The 15,915-nt window shown below is 73.9% G+C and carries 15 protein-coding genes and 1 riboswitch; of the genes, 8 read left to right on the top strand and 7 right to left on the bottom strand.

Annotation, left to right across the window (positions count from 1 at the left end; all coding sequences use genetic code 11):
* Window positions 1-73: 73 nt before the first annotated feature.
* Window positions 74-571: a hypothetical protein gene (locus tag MTF69_RS00570; RefSeq protein ID WP_374321997.1), complete on the bottom strand. Its 498-nt coding sequence runs from the start codon at window positions 569-571 to the stop codon at window positions 74-76.
* Window positions 572-845: 274 nt separating this feature from the next.
* Here MTF69_RS00570 and MTF69_RS00565 point away from each other — a divergent pair, with 274 nt between their 5' ends.
* Window positions 846-1,148 carry a hypothetical protein gene (locus MTF69_RS00565; protein ID WP_243329508.1) on the top strand — a complete coding sequence of 101 codons (303 nt, stop codon included), beginning with the start codon at window positions 846-848 and terminating at the stop codon, window positions 1,146-1,148.
* A gap of 73 nt (window positions 1,149-1,221) precedes the next feature.
* Here the strand turns inward: MTF69_RS00565 and MTF69_RS00560 are convergent, their stop codons facing one another.
* From MTF69_RS00560 to MTF69_RS00550, 3 genes are all read right to left on the bottom strand, one after another.
* Window positions 1,222-2,322 carry a prenyltransferase gene (locus MTF69_RS00560; RefSeq protein WP_243329506.1) on the bottom strand — a complete coding sequence of 367 codons (1,101 nt, stop codon included), beginning with the start codon at window positions 2,320-2,322 and terminating at the stop codon, window positions 1,222-1,224.
* Window positions 2,319-3,089 (bottom strand): class I SAM-dependent methyltransferase, encoded by a 771-nt coding sequence (locus tag MTF69_RS00555; protein WP_243329504.1) that lies wholly within the window; start codon window positions 3,087-3,089, stop codon window positions 2,319-2,321. Before MTF69_RS00555 ends, MTF69_RS00560 begins: the two co-directional genes overlap by 4 nt.
* Before the next feature lie 61 nt (window positions 3,090-3,150).
* Window positions 3,151-4,509 (bottom strand): glycosyltransferase family 4 protein, encoded by a 1,359-nt coding sequence (locus tag MTF69_RS00550; RefSeq protein WP_243329503.1) that lies wholly within the window; start codon window positions 4,507-4,509, stop codon window positions 3,151-3,153.
* A 259-nt stretch (window positions 4,510-4,768) separates the two neighbouring features.
* On the opposite strand from MTF69_RS00550, the gene MTF69_RS00545 reads away from it, so the two are divergent.
* Window positions 4,769-5,443 carry a TetR family transcriptional regulator gene (locus MTF69_RS00545; RefSeq protein ID WP_243329501.1) on the top strand — a complete coding sequence of 225 codons (675 nt, stop codon included), beginning with the start codon at window positions 4,769-4,771 and terminating at the stop codon, window positions 5,441-5,443.
* A 52-nt stretch (window positions 5,444-5,495) separates the two neighbouring features.
* Here the strand turns inward: MTF69_RS00545 and MTF69_RS00540 are convergent, their stop codons facing one another.
* From MTF69_RS00540 to MTF69_RS00530, 3 genes are all read right to left on the bottom strand, one after another.
* Window positions 5,496-6,242: a hypothetical protein gene (locus MTF69_RS00540; RefSeq protein WP_243329500.1), complete on the bottom strand. Its 747-nt coding sequence runs from the start codon at window positions 6,240-6,242 to the stop codon at window positions 5,496-5,498.
* A 271-nt stretch (window positions 6,243-6,513) separates the two neighbouring features.
* Window positions 6,514-6,747 (bottom strand): ferredoxin, encoded by a 234-nt coding sequence (locus tag MTF69_RS00535; protein ID WP_243329498.1) that lies wholly within the window; start codon window positions 6,745-6,747, stop codon window positions 6,514-6,516.
* Window positions 6,747-8,225 carry an aldehyde dehydrogenase gene (locus MTF69_RS00530; protein ID WP_243329496.1) on the bottom strand — a complete coding sequence of 493 codons (1,479 nt, stop codon included), beginning with the start codon at window positions 8,223-8,225 and terminating at the stop codon, window positions 6,747-6,749. The genes MTF69_RS00535 and MTF69_RS00530 overlap by 1 nt, the downstream gene beginning before the upstream one ends.
* A gap of 230 nt (window positions 8,226-8,455) precedes the next feature.
* On the opposite strand from MTF69_RS00530, the gene MTF69_RS00525 reads away from it, so the two are divergent.
* The 6 genes from MTF69_RS00525 (at window position 8,456) to MTF69_RS00500 (ending at window position 15,818) form a co-directional block, all read left to right on the top strand.
* A complete protein-coding gene (locus tag MTF69_RS00525) occupies window positions 8,456-9,520 on the top strand; it encodes an MBL fold metallo-hydrolase (protein ID WP_243329495.1) in 1,065 nt (354 codons plus the stop codon).
* A gap of 79 nt (window positions 9,521-9,599) precedes the next feature.
* A riboswitch (cobalamin riboswitch) is annotated at window positions 9,600-9,679 on the top strand.
* Between the two features lie 142 nt (window positions 9,680-9,821).
* Window positions 9,822-11,084, top strand: a complete 1,263-nt coding sequence (locus tag MTF69_RS00520; RefSeq protein WP_243329494.1) for a prenyltransferase/squalene oxidase repeat-containing protein — start codon at window positions 9,822-9,824, stop codon at window positions 11,082-11,084.
* Window positions 11,084-11,749 carry an SCO2322 family protein gene (locus MTF69_RS00515; protein ID WP_243329492.1) on the top strand — a complete coding sequence of 222 codons (666 nt, stop codon included), beginning with the start codon at window positions 11,084-11,086 and terminating at the stop codon, window positions 11,747-11,749. The genes MTF69_RS00520 and MTF69_RS00515 overlap by 1 nt, the downstream gene beginning before the upstream one ends.
* Window positions 11,746-13,047, top strand: a complete 1,302-nt coding sequence (locus MTF69_RS00510) for an energy-coupling factor transporter transmembrane component T (RefSeq protein WP_243329490.1) — start codon at window positions 11,746-11,748, stop codon at window positions 13,045-13,047. The genes MTF69_RS00515 and MTF69_RS00510 overlap by 4 nt, the downstream gene beginning before the upstream one ends.
* A gap of 6 nt (window positions 13,048-13,053) precedes the next feature.
* Window positions 13,054-14,907 carry an ABC transporter ATP-binding protein gene (locus MTF69_RS00505; protein WP_243329487.1) on the top strand — a complete coding sequence of 618 codons (1,854 nt, stop codon included), beginning with the start codon at window positions 13,054-13,056 and terminating at the stop codon, window positions 14,905-14,907.
* Window positions 14,904-15,818: an ECF transporter S component gene (locus MTF69_RS00500; protein ID WP_243329484.1), complete on the top strand. Its 915-nt coding sequence runs from the start codon at window positions 14,904-14,906 to the stop codon at window positions 15,816-15,818. The genes MTF69_RS00505 and MTF69_RS00500 overlap by 4 nt, the downstream gene beginning before the upstream one ends.
* The last annotated feature ends 97 nt before the right edge of the window (window positions 15,819-15,915 follow it).

Here is a 15,915-nt window from a genome sequence, read left to right as displayed (position 1 = left end):
GGAACAGGCCGGACCGGAATGTTCCGGTCCGGCCTGTTCCGGGGCTGCGGCATCGGGAAGGCGGCGGCTGCGCTCAGCCGGTCAGCTGCCCGGCGCTCGGGATCTTGTCGGTCACCGTGGCGCCCGCGCTCTTCCCGGCCTCCTTGACGCCGTTGATGACGTCCTCGAAGGCGCTGATGTCGGCGTCGCCCGCCTGGCCCTTGCGCAGCTTGGAGCCGAGCCCCTTGAGGGAGTCGATGCCCGCCGTCAGCGGGCCCACGGCCTTCGACAGCAGCGGGTCGCCCTTGGCGTTCTCGGTGGCCGCCTTCAGCCGGTTGTAGGCGAAGGCGCCCGCGAGGCCCGCCTTGACCAGGGCGAAGGTGCGGCCCTTGGCGCCCTTCTTGAACTTGCCGTCGCGGTACGGCTTGATGATCCACTGGTAGGTGGCGCCGGCCGCGAGCCCCGCGTTGGCGACGAAGCGGGTCTTGGCGAACTTCTGCTTCTCTTCCGGGGTGCTGGCCGAGGGAGTGGCGGCGGCCGCTTCCGCGTCCTCCGCGGAGGCCGCCGCGTCGGCCTCGGCGAACGCGGCCATGGCCACCGAGACCTCGTCGGCCTGACCGGCGGCGGTCCTGTCGCCACCGCCCGAGCCGCAGGCGGTGGCGCCGCCGAGCAGGGCACAGGACAGGAGCACCGCCGTGAGGGCACGGCGGAAGCGGACGGCTGTGGTGGGTACGGACACGGGTTTCCTCCGGGGACTGAGGCGTCCCCCGCAGCCTCACCCCGGCCACCCGACTCCGCCACCCGGGGGACCCGTTCGGGTTCACGCGTACGGGTTTGCCCGGCCCGGGAGCGGCAAGACGCGCGGCATGCCCACACACACGCGAGTGCACACCAGAGGAAGCAGCCGGGCGGGCCGTGCCGTCGCGGTCGTGGCGGACGTCATGGCCTTCGTCATCGGCCTGTGGATCCTGCTGTACCTGCTGGACGCCAACCAGGGCAACGCCCTGGTGGACTTCGTCCACGACGCCGCGACCTGGCTCGCCGGCTGGTCGTACGACCTGTTCACCTTCCACCGCGCATGGGTCCAGGTGGTGATCGGCTACGGCATCGCGGCCGTCGCCTACCTGGTCATCGGTCACGCCGTCGCGGGCCGGCTCTACCGCCGCTGACCGGCGCGCCCACCACCCCCGGCCGGCCCGGCCGGTGTCCGTCCCCCGGCACGGGCCGGGGGGCGGGCCGTACTCAGGCGGGCGTATCGGCGCAGCAGTCCGGCTCCAGGCCGGCCGGCAGCGTCAGCCCGCCGAAGACCGTGCCGGTGGCCTCGTCGCCGCCCAGGGCGGCCACCGCGAGGAGGAGCGAGCCCGCCGTCCAGGTGGTCTGCTCCACGGGCCAGACCGCCCGGTCGTCGAAGACGTACCCGGTCCAGTACATGCCGTTGTCGGCCCGCAGGTGGCCGATCGAGCGCAGGATCTCCAGGGCCCGGTCCGACTCCCCCGTCGCCCACAGCGCGAGCGCCAGTTCGCAGGACTCCCCGCCGGTCACCCAGGGGTTCGGCAACACGCACCGTACGCCGAGGTCCGGGACGACGAACTCCTCCCACCGCTCCTCGATCCGGGCCTTCGCCTCCGCGCCGGTCAGCGCCCCGCCGAGGACGGGGTAGTACCAGTCCATGGAGTAGCGGGACTTGTCGAGGAACCGCTCCGGGTGCCGGCGTATCGCGTGCCCGAGGGCGCCCGCGGCCAGTTCCCAGTCCGGCTGCGGATCGCCCCGGTACTCGGCGATGGCCAGCGCGCAGCGCAGCGCCTGGTGGATGGAGGAGGAGCCGGTCAGCAGCGCGTCCGAGACGTCCTCGCCGGAGGGTTCGCGCTTCCAGCCGATCTCGCCGCCCGGCTGCTGGAGCCGCAGGACGAACTCGACGGCCGCGTAGACGGCGGGCCACATCCGGTCGAGGAAGGCCTCGTCGCCGGTGGACAGGTGGTGGTGCCAGACGCCGACGGCGAGGTACGCGACGAAGTTGGTCTCCCGGCTCGCGTCCTGCGGCTCGCGGGTGTCGACCCCGTCCTCGCGGTCGGCGTAGGCCGCGTACCAGGAGCCGTCGTCGTTCTGGTGGCGGACCAGCCAGTCGTAGGCCCGCTCGGCGGCCTCGTGCTCGCCGGCCGCGTCGAGGGCCATCGCGGCCTCGGTGTGGTCCCACGGGTCGAGGTGGTGCCCGCGGAACCAGGGGATGGCCCCGTCGGCGCGCTGCGCGGCGAGGATCCCGGCGACGGTGGCGGCGGCCTGGTCGGCGGTCAGCACGCCGTCCAGGACCAGGTGTTCGGGTGCGGTGCGCCCGGGAGAGCTCACTGTGCGGCGCCCACGGCCGCGGCCCCGGCCACGGCCGCTGCCGCGTCCACGGGGAGGTGCGGCTTGGTGGCGTAGGCGACGAAGCTCTTGCCGATGACCGGGTTCAGGGCCTGCTCCGCGAGCCGGGTCAGCGCCGGCTTCTTCATGATGTCCCAGACCAGGAGCTTGTGGTACGCCTTGACGGGCAGCGCCTTGTCGTTGTCGACGCCGAAGGCGCACTTGAGCCACCAGTACGGCGAGTGCAGGCCGTGCGCGTGGTGGGTTCCGTACGGCTTGAGGCCCGCGGACTCCATCTTGCCGAGCAGTTCCTCCGCCTTGTAGATGCGGATGTGGCCGCCCTCGACCTCGTGGTAGGCGTCGGACAGCGCCCAGCAGATCTTCTCGGGGCCGTAGCGCGGCACGGTGATGGCGATGCGCCCGCCGGGCTTCAGGACGCGGACCATCTCGGCGAGGACGCCCTTGTCGTCGGGGATGTGCTCCATCACCTCGGAGATGATGACGACGTCGAAGGACTCGTCGGGGAAGGGCAGCGCGAGGGCGTCGCCCTCCATGGCGGTGGCGGTGGCGCCGGCCGGGGCCTCACCCGCCTCCTTCATCGCGGCGAACCACTTGGCGACCTCGCGGATCTCCTCGCCGTTGCGGTCGAGGGCGACCACCTGGGCGCCGCGCCGGTAGCACTCGAAGGCGTGCCGGCCTGCGCCGCAGCCCAGATCGAGTACGCGGTCGCCTGCGGCGAGCGGGAACCGGGAGAAATCGACGGTCAGCACGTGGTCCTGCCTTCGCGGTCGCGGGGTGGGGAGGGGAACTGCATCGGACGGAAGGGGGAGGTCACCGGGCGGTACGGGACTTCGGGGCCCGGGACCGGGGAGCCGGCGCCGCGGCCCGCTCGATGGCGGCGCGGTAGTGCACGACGGTGCCCTCGGCGGCCTTGGCCCAGGTGAAGCGGGACAGCACCCGCTCGCGGCCGGCGGCGCCGAGCCGGGTGCGCAGTTCGCCGTCGCCCAGCAGCCGGCCCAGCGCGGCGGCCAGCGCGCCCGCGTCGCCGGGCGGCACGGCCAGGCAGCTCTCGCCGTCGGGTCCGGTGACCTCGGGAATCGCGCCGCCGGTGGTGGCGACCAGCGGGGTGCCGGTGGCCATGGCCTCGGCGGCCGGCAGCGAGAACCCCTCGTACAGCGAGGGCACGCAGGCGATCTGGGCGCTGCGGACGAGGTCGACGAGCTCGGTGTCGGTGATGCCCTTGACGAAGCGGACGGCGTCCTGGAGTCCGTACGTCTCGATCGCGCGGGCCACCGGGCCCTGTTCGGCGCGCTTGCCGACGACGACGAGGTGGGCCTCGGGCTGTTCGGTACGGAGCTTCGCGAGCGCCTCGACGAGGTGCACGAGCCCCTTGAGCGGGACGTCGGCGCTCGACGTGGTGACGATCCGTCCGGGCACCTCGGCCACGGCGGGATCGGGCGACCAGAGGTCGGTGTCGGCGCCGATGTGGACGACGTGGATGCGCTCGCCCTGGACGCCGAGGTGCTCGGCGATCTCCTTCTTGGAGGAGCCGGAGACGGTGAGCACGGAGGGCAGCCGCCGGGCCACACGGCCCTGCATGCGCGTGAACCCGTACCAACGCCGCACGGAGGCACGCTTCCTGCGGTCCTTGGCGGCGGCCAGGTCCAGCTCGCGGTCGACGGTGATGGGGTGGTGGATGGTGGTGACCAGCGGGGCACCGAGGTCCGCCAACAGTCCGTAGCCGAGGGTCTGGTTGTCGTGGATCACGTCGAACTCGCCTGCGCGGGCGGCCAGATGGCGGCGCGCCCGCAGCGAGAAGGTCAGCGGCTCGGGGAATCCGCCGGTCCACATGGTCGCGACCTCGACGGCGTCGATCCAGTCGCGGTACTCGTCGCGCTTGGGCGTGCGGAACGGGTCCGGGCTGCGGTAGAGGTCCAGGCTGGGCAGCTCGGTGAGGGTGGCGCCGGCGCCGGTGAGGGCGTCGGTGTCCAGCACCGGGTAGGGCTGCGCGCCGATGACCTCGACGCAGTGGCCCAGCTTCACGAGTTCGCGGGCGAGGTGGCGGACGTAGACGCCCTGGCCACCGCAGAACGGGTTCCCCTTATAGGTGAGGAGTGCGATCCGCAACGGGCGGCCGCCGTCGGCGGCCGGACCCGTGAGAGGGCTCGTCACCATGGCCTCTGCGGTCACTCTCGGCCCCCTTCTCCCTGCACTTTCGCCGGAGCGTAACCGCTCGGATAATGTAGAACAAGTTTCAGACTTGATCCGTTGAAGAGCATTGAATCTACCGGCCGGAAACCACACCGTAAGAGGGGTGGCGGGTGATTCGCGCCACGGCTCGGGCGCCTGCCATGCTGGGCGCGCGACGGCCCGGGGCAGCTCCCGCGGCCGCCCCGGCACAGACATGAACGCCTTGGAACTGGAACGCCTTGGAACCGGAACGGGACAGATGACAGCGGAAGCGAAGGCCGTGACCCCAGCCGTCACCACACCGGCGTCTCCGCCCCTGACGGAGCGCCAGGAGGCACGCCGCAGGCGGATCCTGCACGCCAGCGCCCAGTTGGCGAGCCGGGGCGGTTTCGACGCGGTGCAGATGCGGGAGGTGGCGGAGTCCTCCAGCGTGGCCCTGGGCACCCTCTACCGGTACTTCCCCTCCAAGGTGCACCTGCTCGTCGCGACCATGCAGGACCAGCTGCAGCACATGCACGGAACGCTGCGCAAGCGCCCGCCGGCCGGGGACGAGCCCGCGGCCCGGGTCGCGGAAACCCTGATGCGCGCCTTCCGCGCACTGCAGCGCGAGCCGCACCTGGCGGACGCGATGGTCCGGGCCCTCACCTTCGCGGACCGCAGCGTGAGCCCCGAGGTGGACACGGTCTCCCGGCTGACGACGGCGATCATCCTGGACGCGATGGGCCTGGACGCCCCGCCGACGGCGGAGCAGCTGTCGGCGGTCCGGGTGATCGAGCACACCTGGCACTCGGCGCTGATCACCTGGCTGTCGGGCCGGGCCTCGATCGCCCAGGTGAAGATCGACATCGAAACGGTCTGCCGCCTGATCGACCTCACGGCCCCGGACGCCGGGCCCGGGCCGGCGACTCCGTCGGCGCCTCCGAAAAAGTCCTGATCCAGCTGTCCGGGCGGGGCACGGCCGCAGCTACTCCGCGGCCACTCCTCGGCTACTCCTCCGGCGCTTCCTGGAGCGCCTCCGCCATCTCCGCCTCCGTGAAACGGCCTTCGCACGCCAGGTCGGAGGCGAAGAAGGACAGCATGTCGGGCATGCCCATGCCGGAACCCTTGCCCGCGGAGAAGTCGTAGCGTCGGGCGAACAGGATCCAGCCCTGCTTCTTCAGGGTCACCTGGCTCAGCATGTCGTGCCGGCTCCGGTCGCCCGCGGCCTTCCAGCCGCGCCGCTCCAGCTCCGCGATCGTGGCCGTGTACGCCTTCTCGGGGTCCGCGACCCGCTCCATGGTCTGCCAGGGAGCCATGCACTCGGCCATCTCGGCCCGGCGCACGTCCGCCTCCGCGTCCGCCCCCGTCGGGGCCGGGGAGGCGGTGGCGGCCGCCCCGGGCTGCGGCAGCCCGCCCGCCGCCGTGGCGGCGGCGATGTCGGCCGCGGCCTGCTCCTTGCCGAAGACACCGGGCACACCGGGCGCACCGGAGGCGGCCGCGGAGGCGGCCGGCGCGGTCGGCACACCCGGCCCGGTGGGCACACCCGACCCGGTCGGCGCGGCGGACCCGCCCTGTCCGGCGGTCCCGGCGGACGCGGCCGGCCCGCCCTGTCCGGCGGTCCCCGCGGGCGCGGCGGACCCCTTCGACGGCTTCGCCTGCGCCGACGCCGGCGCCGCCGAGTCTCCACCCGACCCACAGCCCGTCACCAGCAGCGCCCCGAGCACCACCCCGGCCGTCCACCCGCTCCTGCGCATACCGCTCGTTCCCCACCCTCACCATGCCGCCCGTTCACGTACGCCGGGCAGTCGTGGCACGAGTCTCACACGCCCGCACGTGCAGGCCGACGTCGGCCAAATCCAGCCCCGCCGGCGTTTGAGGCGCAGGGGTCCGGGGACTGGTCCCCGGCAACGGCGCCGCACGCGGCAACGGATCCGGGGGCCGGGGGCCCGCCAGGGCAGGGCAGGGCACCGCCCGGAGCAGCGGGGCCTGGGCCCGAACCCCGGCCCCGGCCCCCCGGCGGCCCCCTCACTCCTCCGGAGGGAACACCGCCTCGCCACTGCCCAGCAGCGTGATCGCGATCGCCTCGACCGGGCACCCCTCCGCCGCCGCGAGCACCGGCTCGCTCGCGTCCGTCTCCGCGACCCGCGGATGCGACTGCCGCGCCGAGTCGAGGGCGAAGCCCTCAGGTGCGTGGTTCACGCACATCCCCGAGCCGATGCAGACCCCCCGGTCCACCTCGACGTGCCACCGGTCACCCATCACGCACCGGCCGCGGGGGGTGCGTACCCTGCCGGGAGGTGGATCATCTTGTGCTCCAGGTACTCGCTCAGCCCCTCCGGGCCGAACTCCCGCCCGACGCCGCTGTTCTTGTAGCCGCCGAACGGCCCGAGCATGTCCAGGCTGAAGGTGTTCACGTTGAAGGTGCCGGTCCGCACCTGCCGGGCGAAGTCGATGCCGTGCTCCACGTCGCCGGTCCAGACGCTGCCGCTGAGCCCGAACTCCGAGTCGTTGGCGACGCGTAGGGCCTCCGCCTCGTCGCCGTACGGGATCAGGCAGACGACCGGGCCGAAGATCTCCTCGCGGGCGATCCGCATCGAGTTGTCGACGTCTCCGAAGAGGGTCGGCTCCACGTACCAGCCCTGGTCCAGGCCCTGTCCCGCCGGACGCCCGCCGCCGGACAGGACCTTGGCGCCCTCCTCCTGGCCGATCCGGATGAAGTCGAGGGAGCGCTGCTGCTGCCGCCTGGCCACCAGCGGGCCGATCTGCGTCGCGGGGTCGAGCGGGTCGCCGACGACCAGCGCGGAGGCCGCGGCGGCGAGTGCCTCGGCGATCTCCTCGTAGCGGCTGCGCGGGGCGAGGACGCGGGTCTGGGCCACGCAGGCCTGGCCGTTGTTCATCCAGGCCGCGGGGACGATGCCGGCGATGGCGGTGTCGAGGTCGGCGTCCGGGAGGATGACGGCCGCGGACTTGCCGCCGAGCTCGAGGGTCACGCGGGTGAGATTCTTCGAGGCGACCTCCATGACCCGCCGGCCGGCGGGGACGGAGCCGGTGAAGGCGACCTTGTCCACGTCCGGGTGGCCGACGAGGTACTCGCTGACCTCGCGGTCGGCGGGCAGGATCGACAGCACGCCCTCGGGCAGTCCGGCCTCGCGGGCGATGTCGGCGAGGATGTAGGAGTCGAGGACCGCCTCCGGGGACGGCTTGAGGATCACCGTGCAGCCGGTGAGCAGCGCGGGCGCCAGCTTGGCGGCGGCCACGAACTGCGGGACGTTCCACGGGATGACGGCGGCGACGACGCCGACGGCCTCGCGGCGGACGAGGATCGGGCCGAGGACGCCCTGGCGGAACTCCTCGTAGGGGTAGTCGCGGGCCACGGTGATCGCGGCGTCGTAGACCATCATCGGGCCGAGGGCCTGGGCGAGGATGCTCCAGGAGTACGGGGACCCGTTCTGCGAGCTGATCGAGCGGGCGATCTCCTCGTGGCGGACGGCTATGGCGTCCTTGATCCTGGTCACCACGGCGATCCGCTCTTCGAGCGTGGTGCGCGGCCAGGGGCCCTCGTCGAAGGCCTTGCGGGCCACGGCGACGGCCCGGTCGACGTCCGCCTTCGAGGCGTGCGGGACGCTGCCGATGACCTGCCCGGTGTGGGGCGAGACGACCTTGATCGTGTCGGAGCCCAGCGGATCCGTCCACTCACCGCCGATGAACAGTTTTCCGTGTTCCACGAGCTCGGTCATGGCTGATGCCTCCTGCGGCTTGGCGTTCCAGAACTGATACCAGTTCTAGTTCTAGGAGTCCACGGCCCTGACCGAACCGCCCTCTCGCCACTTCGCCCGAGACCCCAAAGATCCAACGACTAGTCAGGAGGCCGCAGAAGTGGTCGACTTGGGCGACTATTGCAACACGTTCTCGTTAGACCTGTTCTCGTTGGTCCGTTGGACCTGTTCTCGTTAGAGCGGAGCCCCTCATGGCAGAGGACACCCCGGACGTGGCACCTCACGTCACCGATCACGGCGGCGGCGTGTGGGGCATCAAGGTCCCCATCCCCGACAATCCGCTCGGCCACACCCTCGTCCACGTCCTCGACACCGACCGCGGCCCGGTCCTCATCGACACCGGCTGGGACGACCCCGCGTCCTGGGACACCCTCGTCGCCGGCCTCGGCGCCCTCTCCATCGCCGTCGCCGACGTCCACGGCGTGGTCATCACCCACCACCACCCCGACCACCACGGCCTGTCCGGCCAGGTCCGCGAGGCGTCCGGCGCCTGGATCGCCATGCACGCCGCCGACAGCGAGATCGTGGTGCGGACCCGGGCCTCCGAACCCGGCGTCTGGTTCGACTACATGAGCGAGAAGCTGGCCCTCTCCGGAGCCCCCGAGGAGCACATCGCCCCGCTGCGCGCGGCTCGCACGAGCGGCCGCATGAGCACCCTGCCGGGGCTGCGGGCCGCCGTCCCCGACCGGGAGATCGTGCCCGCCGAGCTGCTGCCGCTGGCCGGCCGCCGGCTGCGGGCGATCTGGACCCCCGGGCACACCCCCGGCCACGTCTGCCTGCACCTGGAGGAGAAGCACCCGGCGAACCTGCCCGGCAACGGCCGCCTCTTCTCCGGGGACCACCTGCTGCCCGGGATCTCCCCGCACATCGGCCTCTACGAGGACCCCTCCTCGGAGCAGGTCACCGACCCCCTCGGCGACTACCTCGACTCCCTCGAACGCATCGGCCGCCTCCGGCCCGCCGAGGTGCTCCCGGCCCACCAGCACGCCTTCACGGACGCCCCGGCCCGCGTACGGGAGCTCCTGGAGCACCACGAGGAGCGGCTGACCGGGCTGCGGGACCTGCTCGCCGCCGAGCCGCTGACCCCGTGGGCGCTGGCGGAGCGGATGGAGTGGAACCGGCCCTGGGAGCAGATCCCGTACGGCTCCCGCAACATCGCCGTCTCCGAAGCGGAGGCCCACCTGCGGCGTCTGGTGAAGCAGGGCCGCGCGGAGGCGGTGCCGGGCAGCGACCCCGTGACGTACCGCGCCGTGTAAGGGGTGCGGGTGGGCGGCGCCACCGGATACCGGAGCTACGGGCCGGTAGAGTATGGGCGTCGTCCACACTTCCGTACGGGGGGAAGCCGGTGCGAATCCGGCGCTGACCCGCAACCGTGACCCTCCCCGGCAGCATCGGGGCGGGGAGCCGGATTGCCCCGTGCCGGAGGTGCGCGGCTCGTGCCGCCGGGCCCTCCGGCGGCCGGCACCGTCGAGGTAAACGGAGCCGGAGCCCGGTGCCAGCCTCCGTTGCTGTGCTGCCTGCCTCCGGGTCCCCAGCACGAGAGGCCCCCGCCCCGCCATGAACGTCCGCCGCAGCGCCGCCACGCTCGCCGTCTCCGCCGTGCTCTGCGTGGGCGCGGCCCCCGCGGCCCTCGCCGATGTCGCGACGCCGTCCCCGGCGCCCGTCGTCCCCTCCGGGCTCTTCGGCAAGAACGACCCGACGTACGACGGGGTGTGGCGGCAGTCGTTCGCGCTGCTCGCCCAGCACACCGTGGGCCTGAAGCCCGCGCAGCAGGCCGTGGACTGGCTCGTCGGCCAGCAGTGCGCCGACGGCGGCTTCGCCTCCTTCCGCGCGGACACGGCAGCCGCGTGCGACGCGAAGACGATGCTCGACACGAACGCCACCGCGGTGGCCGTGCAGGCGCTGAAGGCGCTCGGCGGCCAGGACGCGGCGGTGAAGAAGGGCGTGGACTGGCTGAAGTCCGTCCAGAACGCGGACGGCGGCTGGGCCTACGTACCCGGCTCCCCGAGCGAGGCCAGCTCCACCTCCGTGGTGATCAGCGCGCTCTCCGCGGCGGGCGAGAAGCCGGCCGAGGTCAAGTCGAAGACCGGCAAGTCCGCGTACGAGGGGCTGCTCGCCTTCCAGCTCGGCTGCTCGGCCGAGCCGGCCGCCGACCGGGGCGCCTTCGCCTACCAGCCGACGGCCGACGGCAAGCTCCCCGCCAACGCCGACGCGACGGCCGCCGCCGTACTCGCCGGCCTCGGCAAAGGCGCGCTCGTCTCCCCTTCCTCCTCTCCTACGGACACCCCCGCGGCCGCGCTCGCCTGCCCGGCGACCGCCGGTGACCCGGCGGCGGCGGCCCAGGGCGCGGCCGGATACCTGGCCGAGGCCCTGAAGAAGGACGGCCACCTCACCGCCCTCACCCCGGGCTCCGACCAGACGACCCCGGACACGGGCAACACCGCCGATGCGGTGATCGCCCTGGCCGCGGCCGGGCACAAGCAGTCCGCGGCGGGCGCGCTGGAGTGGCTGAAGGCCAACTCCGCCGAGTGGTCCAAGGGCAACCCGGCCGGGCTCGGCACCCTGGTCCTGGCCGCGCACGCGACCGGCACCGACCCGAAGTCCTTCGGCGGCACCGACCTGGTCGCGGCGCTGAACGCGACGGGCCCAGCGCCGCAGGACGCCTCCGCGAAGGCGTCGGCGCAGCCGGCGGACAAGAAGGACGAGAAGAAGGAGAAGGACTCCGGCAGCAACGTCTGGTGGATGATCCTCGCGGGCGCGGCGGCCGGCATGGGCATCGGCATCGTGCTGAGCGGCCGCCGGAAGCGGAACCAGCTCTGATGCGGCGGCGCCGTCCGGCTCTGCCGGCCTTCGTGCTCGGTGTCGTCCTGACCCTGCTGGCCGCGTCCCCCGCCCTGGCCTCGACCTACCGCTACTGGTCGTTCTGGGGCGGCGCGGGAGGCACGTGGGCGTACGCCACCCAGGGCCCCTCCTCGCTGCGTCCGGCGGACGGCTCCGTGCAGGGCTTCCACTTCGTGGTGAGCAAGGACGCGGCCGATCAGGCCGCCCCGCCGCGCGCGGACGCCGACTTCGCGGCCATCTGCTCGGCCACCGCCCCGGTGACGGGCAAGAAGCGGATCGCCCTGGTCATCGACTTCGGCACGCCCGCCGAAGCCCAGGCGGGCGAGACCCCGCCGCAGGACGCTCCGCGCACGGCCTGCGCACAGGTCGGCCCGGACGCCACGACGGCCGAGGCACTGGCGGAGGTGGCCAAGCCGCTGCGCTACAACAGCGCGGCGCTGCTGTGCGCGATCGCGGGCTACCCGAAGCAGGGCTGCGGCGAACCCGTCGCGGACACGGCGACCGCGACCGCCCCTGCCGCGGACAAGCCCGCCGCCGACTCCGACGGCGGCGGGGGCCCATCGGCGGGCCTCCTCGCGGGCATCGCGGCGGTGGCCGCCCTGGGCGCGGCCGCCTTCTGGCAGTCCCGCCGCCGCAGCCGATGACGGACGGCGGGGCGGTCGCCGACGGCGCTCGGCCACCCACGAGGGCCACCCGCACCCGCCCGTCCACCCGCACGGGTGGTGCGGGTGGGAACCCCGCCCGGCCGCAGGCCGGGCGCACGCCCCACGGCGCGGCAGGCGACGTCCCACCCCCGACCGGCCGGGTCGCCGACCAGGCAACCGGCACCCAGCACGTGCCGACGTACAAGAAGAAATGGCAAGCCCCCGAGGCCACGCGTGGCAACGCCCTGCACGCGGGTGCCTGGTGGCTGTGGGCCCTCGGGCTCGCCACCGCCGCCTCGCGCACCACCAACCCGCTTCTCCTCGGCCTGATCGTCGGCGTCGCCGGGTACGTGGTCGCGGCCCGCCGCACCGACGCGCCCTGGGCGCGTTCCTACGGGGCGTTCGTCAAGCTCGGGCTCTTCGTCATCGGCCTGCGCCTCGTCTTCTCCATGCTCCTCGGCTCGCCCATCCCCGGCACGCACACCCTCTTCACGCTCCCCGAGGTCCCGCTCCCGGACTGGACGCAGGGCATCCGGCTCGGCGGCCGGGTCACCGCCGAGCAGCTCGTCTTCGCCTTCTACGACGGCGCGAAGCTGGCCACCCTCCTCATCTGCGTCGGCGCCGCCAATGCCCTCGCGAACCCTGCGCGGCTGCTGAAGTCCCTGCCCGCGGCCCTGTACGAGGTCGGCGTCGCCGTGGTCGTCGCGATGACCTTCGCGCCGAACATGGTCGCGGACGTGGTCCGGCTCCGTACGGCCCGCCGCCTGCGCGGCCGTCCCACGGGAGGGATCCGGGCGATCCTCCAGATCGGCCTGCCGGTGCTGGAGGGCGCACTGGAACGCTCCATCGCCATCGCCGCCTCGATGGACGCCCGCGGCTACGGCCGCACCGCGCAGGTCCCCGCCGCCGTCCGCCACACCACCAACGTGCTCACCCTCGGCGGGCTGCTCGGCATGTGTGCGGGTACCTACGGGCTGCTGGCGGCGGAGGGCGCCGGCTACGGCCTCACCCTCCTCCTCTTCTCCCTCCTCCTGGCCCTGGCCGGGCTGCGGCTCGGCGGCCGCCGGTCGATCCGGACCCGGTACCGGCCGGACCGGTGGGGCGTACGGGCCTGGCTGGTCGCCGGGTCGGGCGCGGCGGTGGCGGCGCTGCTGATCCGCGCCGCGTCCCTGGACCCGGAGGCCCTGCGCCCCGGCGTCGTCCCCCTGGTCGTCCCGACCCTCCCGCTCTGGCCGGCCGCGGCGATCCTGATCGGCCTGCTCCCGGCACTGGTGGCCCCGCTACCGAAGGAGGCTTAAGCCCCCGTGATCCATTTCGAAGACGTCTCGGTGACGTACGAGGGCGCGACCGCCCCCTCCCTCGCGCACGCCGATTTCACGCTCCCGGAAGGGGAGCTGACCCTCCTGGTCGGCCCCTCCGGCGTCGGCAAGTCCACCCTCCTCGGCGCGGTCTCGGGCCTGGTCCCGCACTTCACCGGGGGCACCCTCACGGGCCGGGTCACGGTCGCCGGCCGCGACACCCGCACGCACAAGCCGCGGGAACTCGCGGACGTGGTCGGCACGGTCGGCCAGGACCCGCTGGCCCACTTCGTGACGGACGTCGTCGAGGACGAGCTCGCCTACGGCATGGAGTCCCTGGGCCTGCCGCCCTCCGTCATGCGCCGCCGCGTCGAGGAAACCCTCGACCTCCTCGGCCTGAACGACCTCCGCGACCGCCCCATCGCCACCCTGTCCGGCGGACAGCAGCAGCGGGTGGCGATCGGTTCGGTCCTGACCCCGCACCCGCGCGTCCTGGTCCTGGACGAGCCGACGTCGGCCCTCGACCCGGCGGCAGCGGAAGAAGTCCTGGCCGTCCTGCAACGCCTGGTCCACGACCTGGGCACGACCGTCCTGATGGCGGAACACCGCCTGGAGCGGGTCGTCCAGTACGCCGACCGCGTCCTGCTCCTGCCCTCCCCGGGCGCACCCCCCGTCCTGGGCACCCCGTCGGACATCATGGCCATCTCCCCGGTCCACCCCCCGGTGGTAGCCCTCGGCCGCCTGGCCGCCTGGTCCCCCCTCCCCCTCTCCATCCGCGACGCCCGCCGCCGCGCCACCCCTCTCCGGACCCGCCTGTCCGCAACCCCCCGCAAGGGGTCCGGGGCGGAGCCCCGCAAGGGGTCCGGGGCGCAGCCCCGGGGAACGGGCGAAGGGTGGGTAGGGGACGGCCGCCCGCAGGGCCCCCGCTCCGACCCCGACCCCGCGCCCGCGCCATCGCCGCGCCCCGGCCTGCTCGCCCGGCTGCGCCGCCGCGGCCACCCCACCCCGCAGCCGGTGGCCCCCACCGGGGCCACCGGGGCCACCGGGGCCACCGGGGCCACCCCGGCCCCGACCCCCCCGGCCCCCACCCAAGCGCCGCCGGCCACGGCAAGGGCCCTCTCCCTCCGCCGCGGCCGCGCCGAAGTCCTCCGGGACATCACCCTCACCGTGTCGAAGGGCGAGACCATCGCCCTGATGGGCCGCAACGGCGCCGGAAAGTCCACCCTCCTCGCCACCCTCATCGGCACCCTGGAGCCCACCACCGGCCAGGTGACGGTCAGCGGCCGCACCCCCCACCGCACGCCGCCCCCGGAGATGGTGACCCGCGTGGGCCTCGTCCCCCAGGAGCCCCGCGACCTCCTCTACGCCGACACCGTCGCAGCCGAGTGCACCGCCGCCGACCACGACGCCGGCCAGGCGCCCGGCACCTGCCGTGCGCTCGTCGCCGCGCTCCTGCCCGACGTCCCCGACGACACCCACCCGCGCGACCTCTCCGAGGGCCAGCGCCTGGCCCTCGCCCTGGCGCTGGTCCTGACCGGCCGCCCGGCCCTGCTGCTCCTCGACGAGCCGACCCGCGGGCTGGACTACGCCGCCAAGGCCCGCCTCGTGGAGATCCTGCGCGGGCTCGCCGCCGACGGCCACGCCATCGTCCTGGCCACCCACGACGTGGAGCTCGCCGCCGAGCTGGCCCACCGCGTGGTGATCCTCGCCGGCGGCGAGATCGTCGCGGACGGCCCGACCGCCGAGGTCGTCGTCTCCTCCCCCGCCTTCGCCCCGCAGGTGGCCAAGATCCTGGCCCCGGGCCACTGGCTCACGGTCTCCCAGGTCGCAGCAGCCCTCTCCGCCCGGGCGGACTCATGAGCACCCCCACCCCGACCCCGGCCACCCCCACCCCGGCCGCCCCGGCCTCCCGCCCCCGTTCCCGCCCCCTCCGCATCGGCCCCCGTGCCGCCGCCGCCCTGGTCCTCGTCACCCTCATCGGTCTCGCCGCCTTCGGCTGGCCGCTCCTCGCCGACCGCCAGTCAGGTTTCGCCCATGCCCAGGACGCCCCCTGGCTCTTCGCGGCCCTGCTCCCCCTCCTGGTCGGCGTGGTCGTCGCGACCATCGCCGACGACGGGATGGACGCCAAGGCCGTCGCCATGCTCGGCGTACTCGCCGCGGTCGGGGCCGCGCTGCGCCCCCTCGGAGCCGGTACGGCCGGCCTGGAGCCCATGTTCTTCCTGATGGTGCTGAGCGGCCGGGTCCTCGGCCCGGGCTTCGGCTTCGTCCTGGGCGCCGTCACCATGTTCGCGTCGGCCCTGCTCACGGGCGGTGTCGGACCGTGGATGCCGTTCCAGATGCTGGCCATGGGCTGGTTCTCGCTGGGCGCGGGGCTGCTGCCGGGGCCGGACCGGATCCGGGGGCGGGCCGAGCTGGCGATGCTCGCGCTGTACGGGTTCCTCGGCTCGTTCGCGTACGGCACGGTCATGAACCTTCAGGGCTGGGTGATCCTGCAGGGCATGGGCCAGGGCATCTCCTTCCACCCCGGGGACCCGGTCGCGGCGAACCTCGCGCGGTTCCTCTCGTACTGCCTGGCGACCTCGCTGGGCTGGGACCTGGGCCGGGCCGCGCTGACCGTCGTACTGACCCTCACGCTCGGTGCGACCCTGCTGAAGGCATTGCGGCGGGCCACGCGAAAGGCGGCGTTCGACGCGCCCGTGGCCTTCGATCCGGGGGCCGCAAAGGCTCCCAAACCTTCCCCTGAAAGGGGTACGGGCGGCCACGGAGGGTGAGATCCGGGCTTCCCGGCGGTGACCCGCCCCACAGGACCCAGGTCACATACGAGGCGGGATAGTAGTCCCCAACCGTCCCGCACCCGCCCCCGCACAC

Origin of the sequence: Streptomyces sp. AP-93 (genome assembly GCF_022808175.1) — a bacterium.
Classification (GTDB): Bacteria; Actinomycetota; Actinomycetes; order Streptomycetales; family Streptomycetaceae; genus Streptomyces.
Note: the sequence above shows the minus strand (reverse complement) of the source record. Positions and strands in the feature narration are given on the sequence as shown.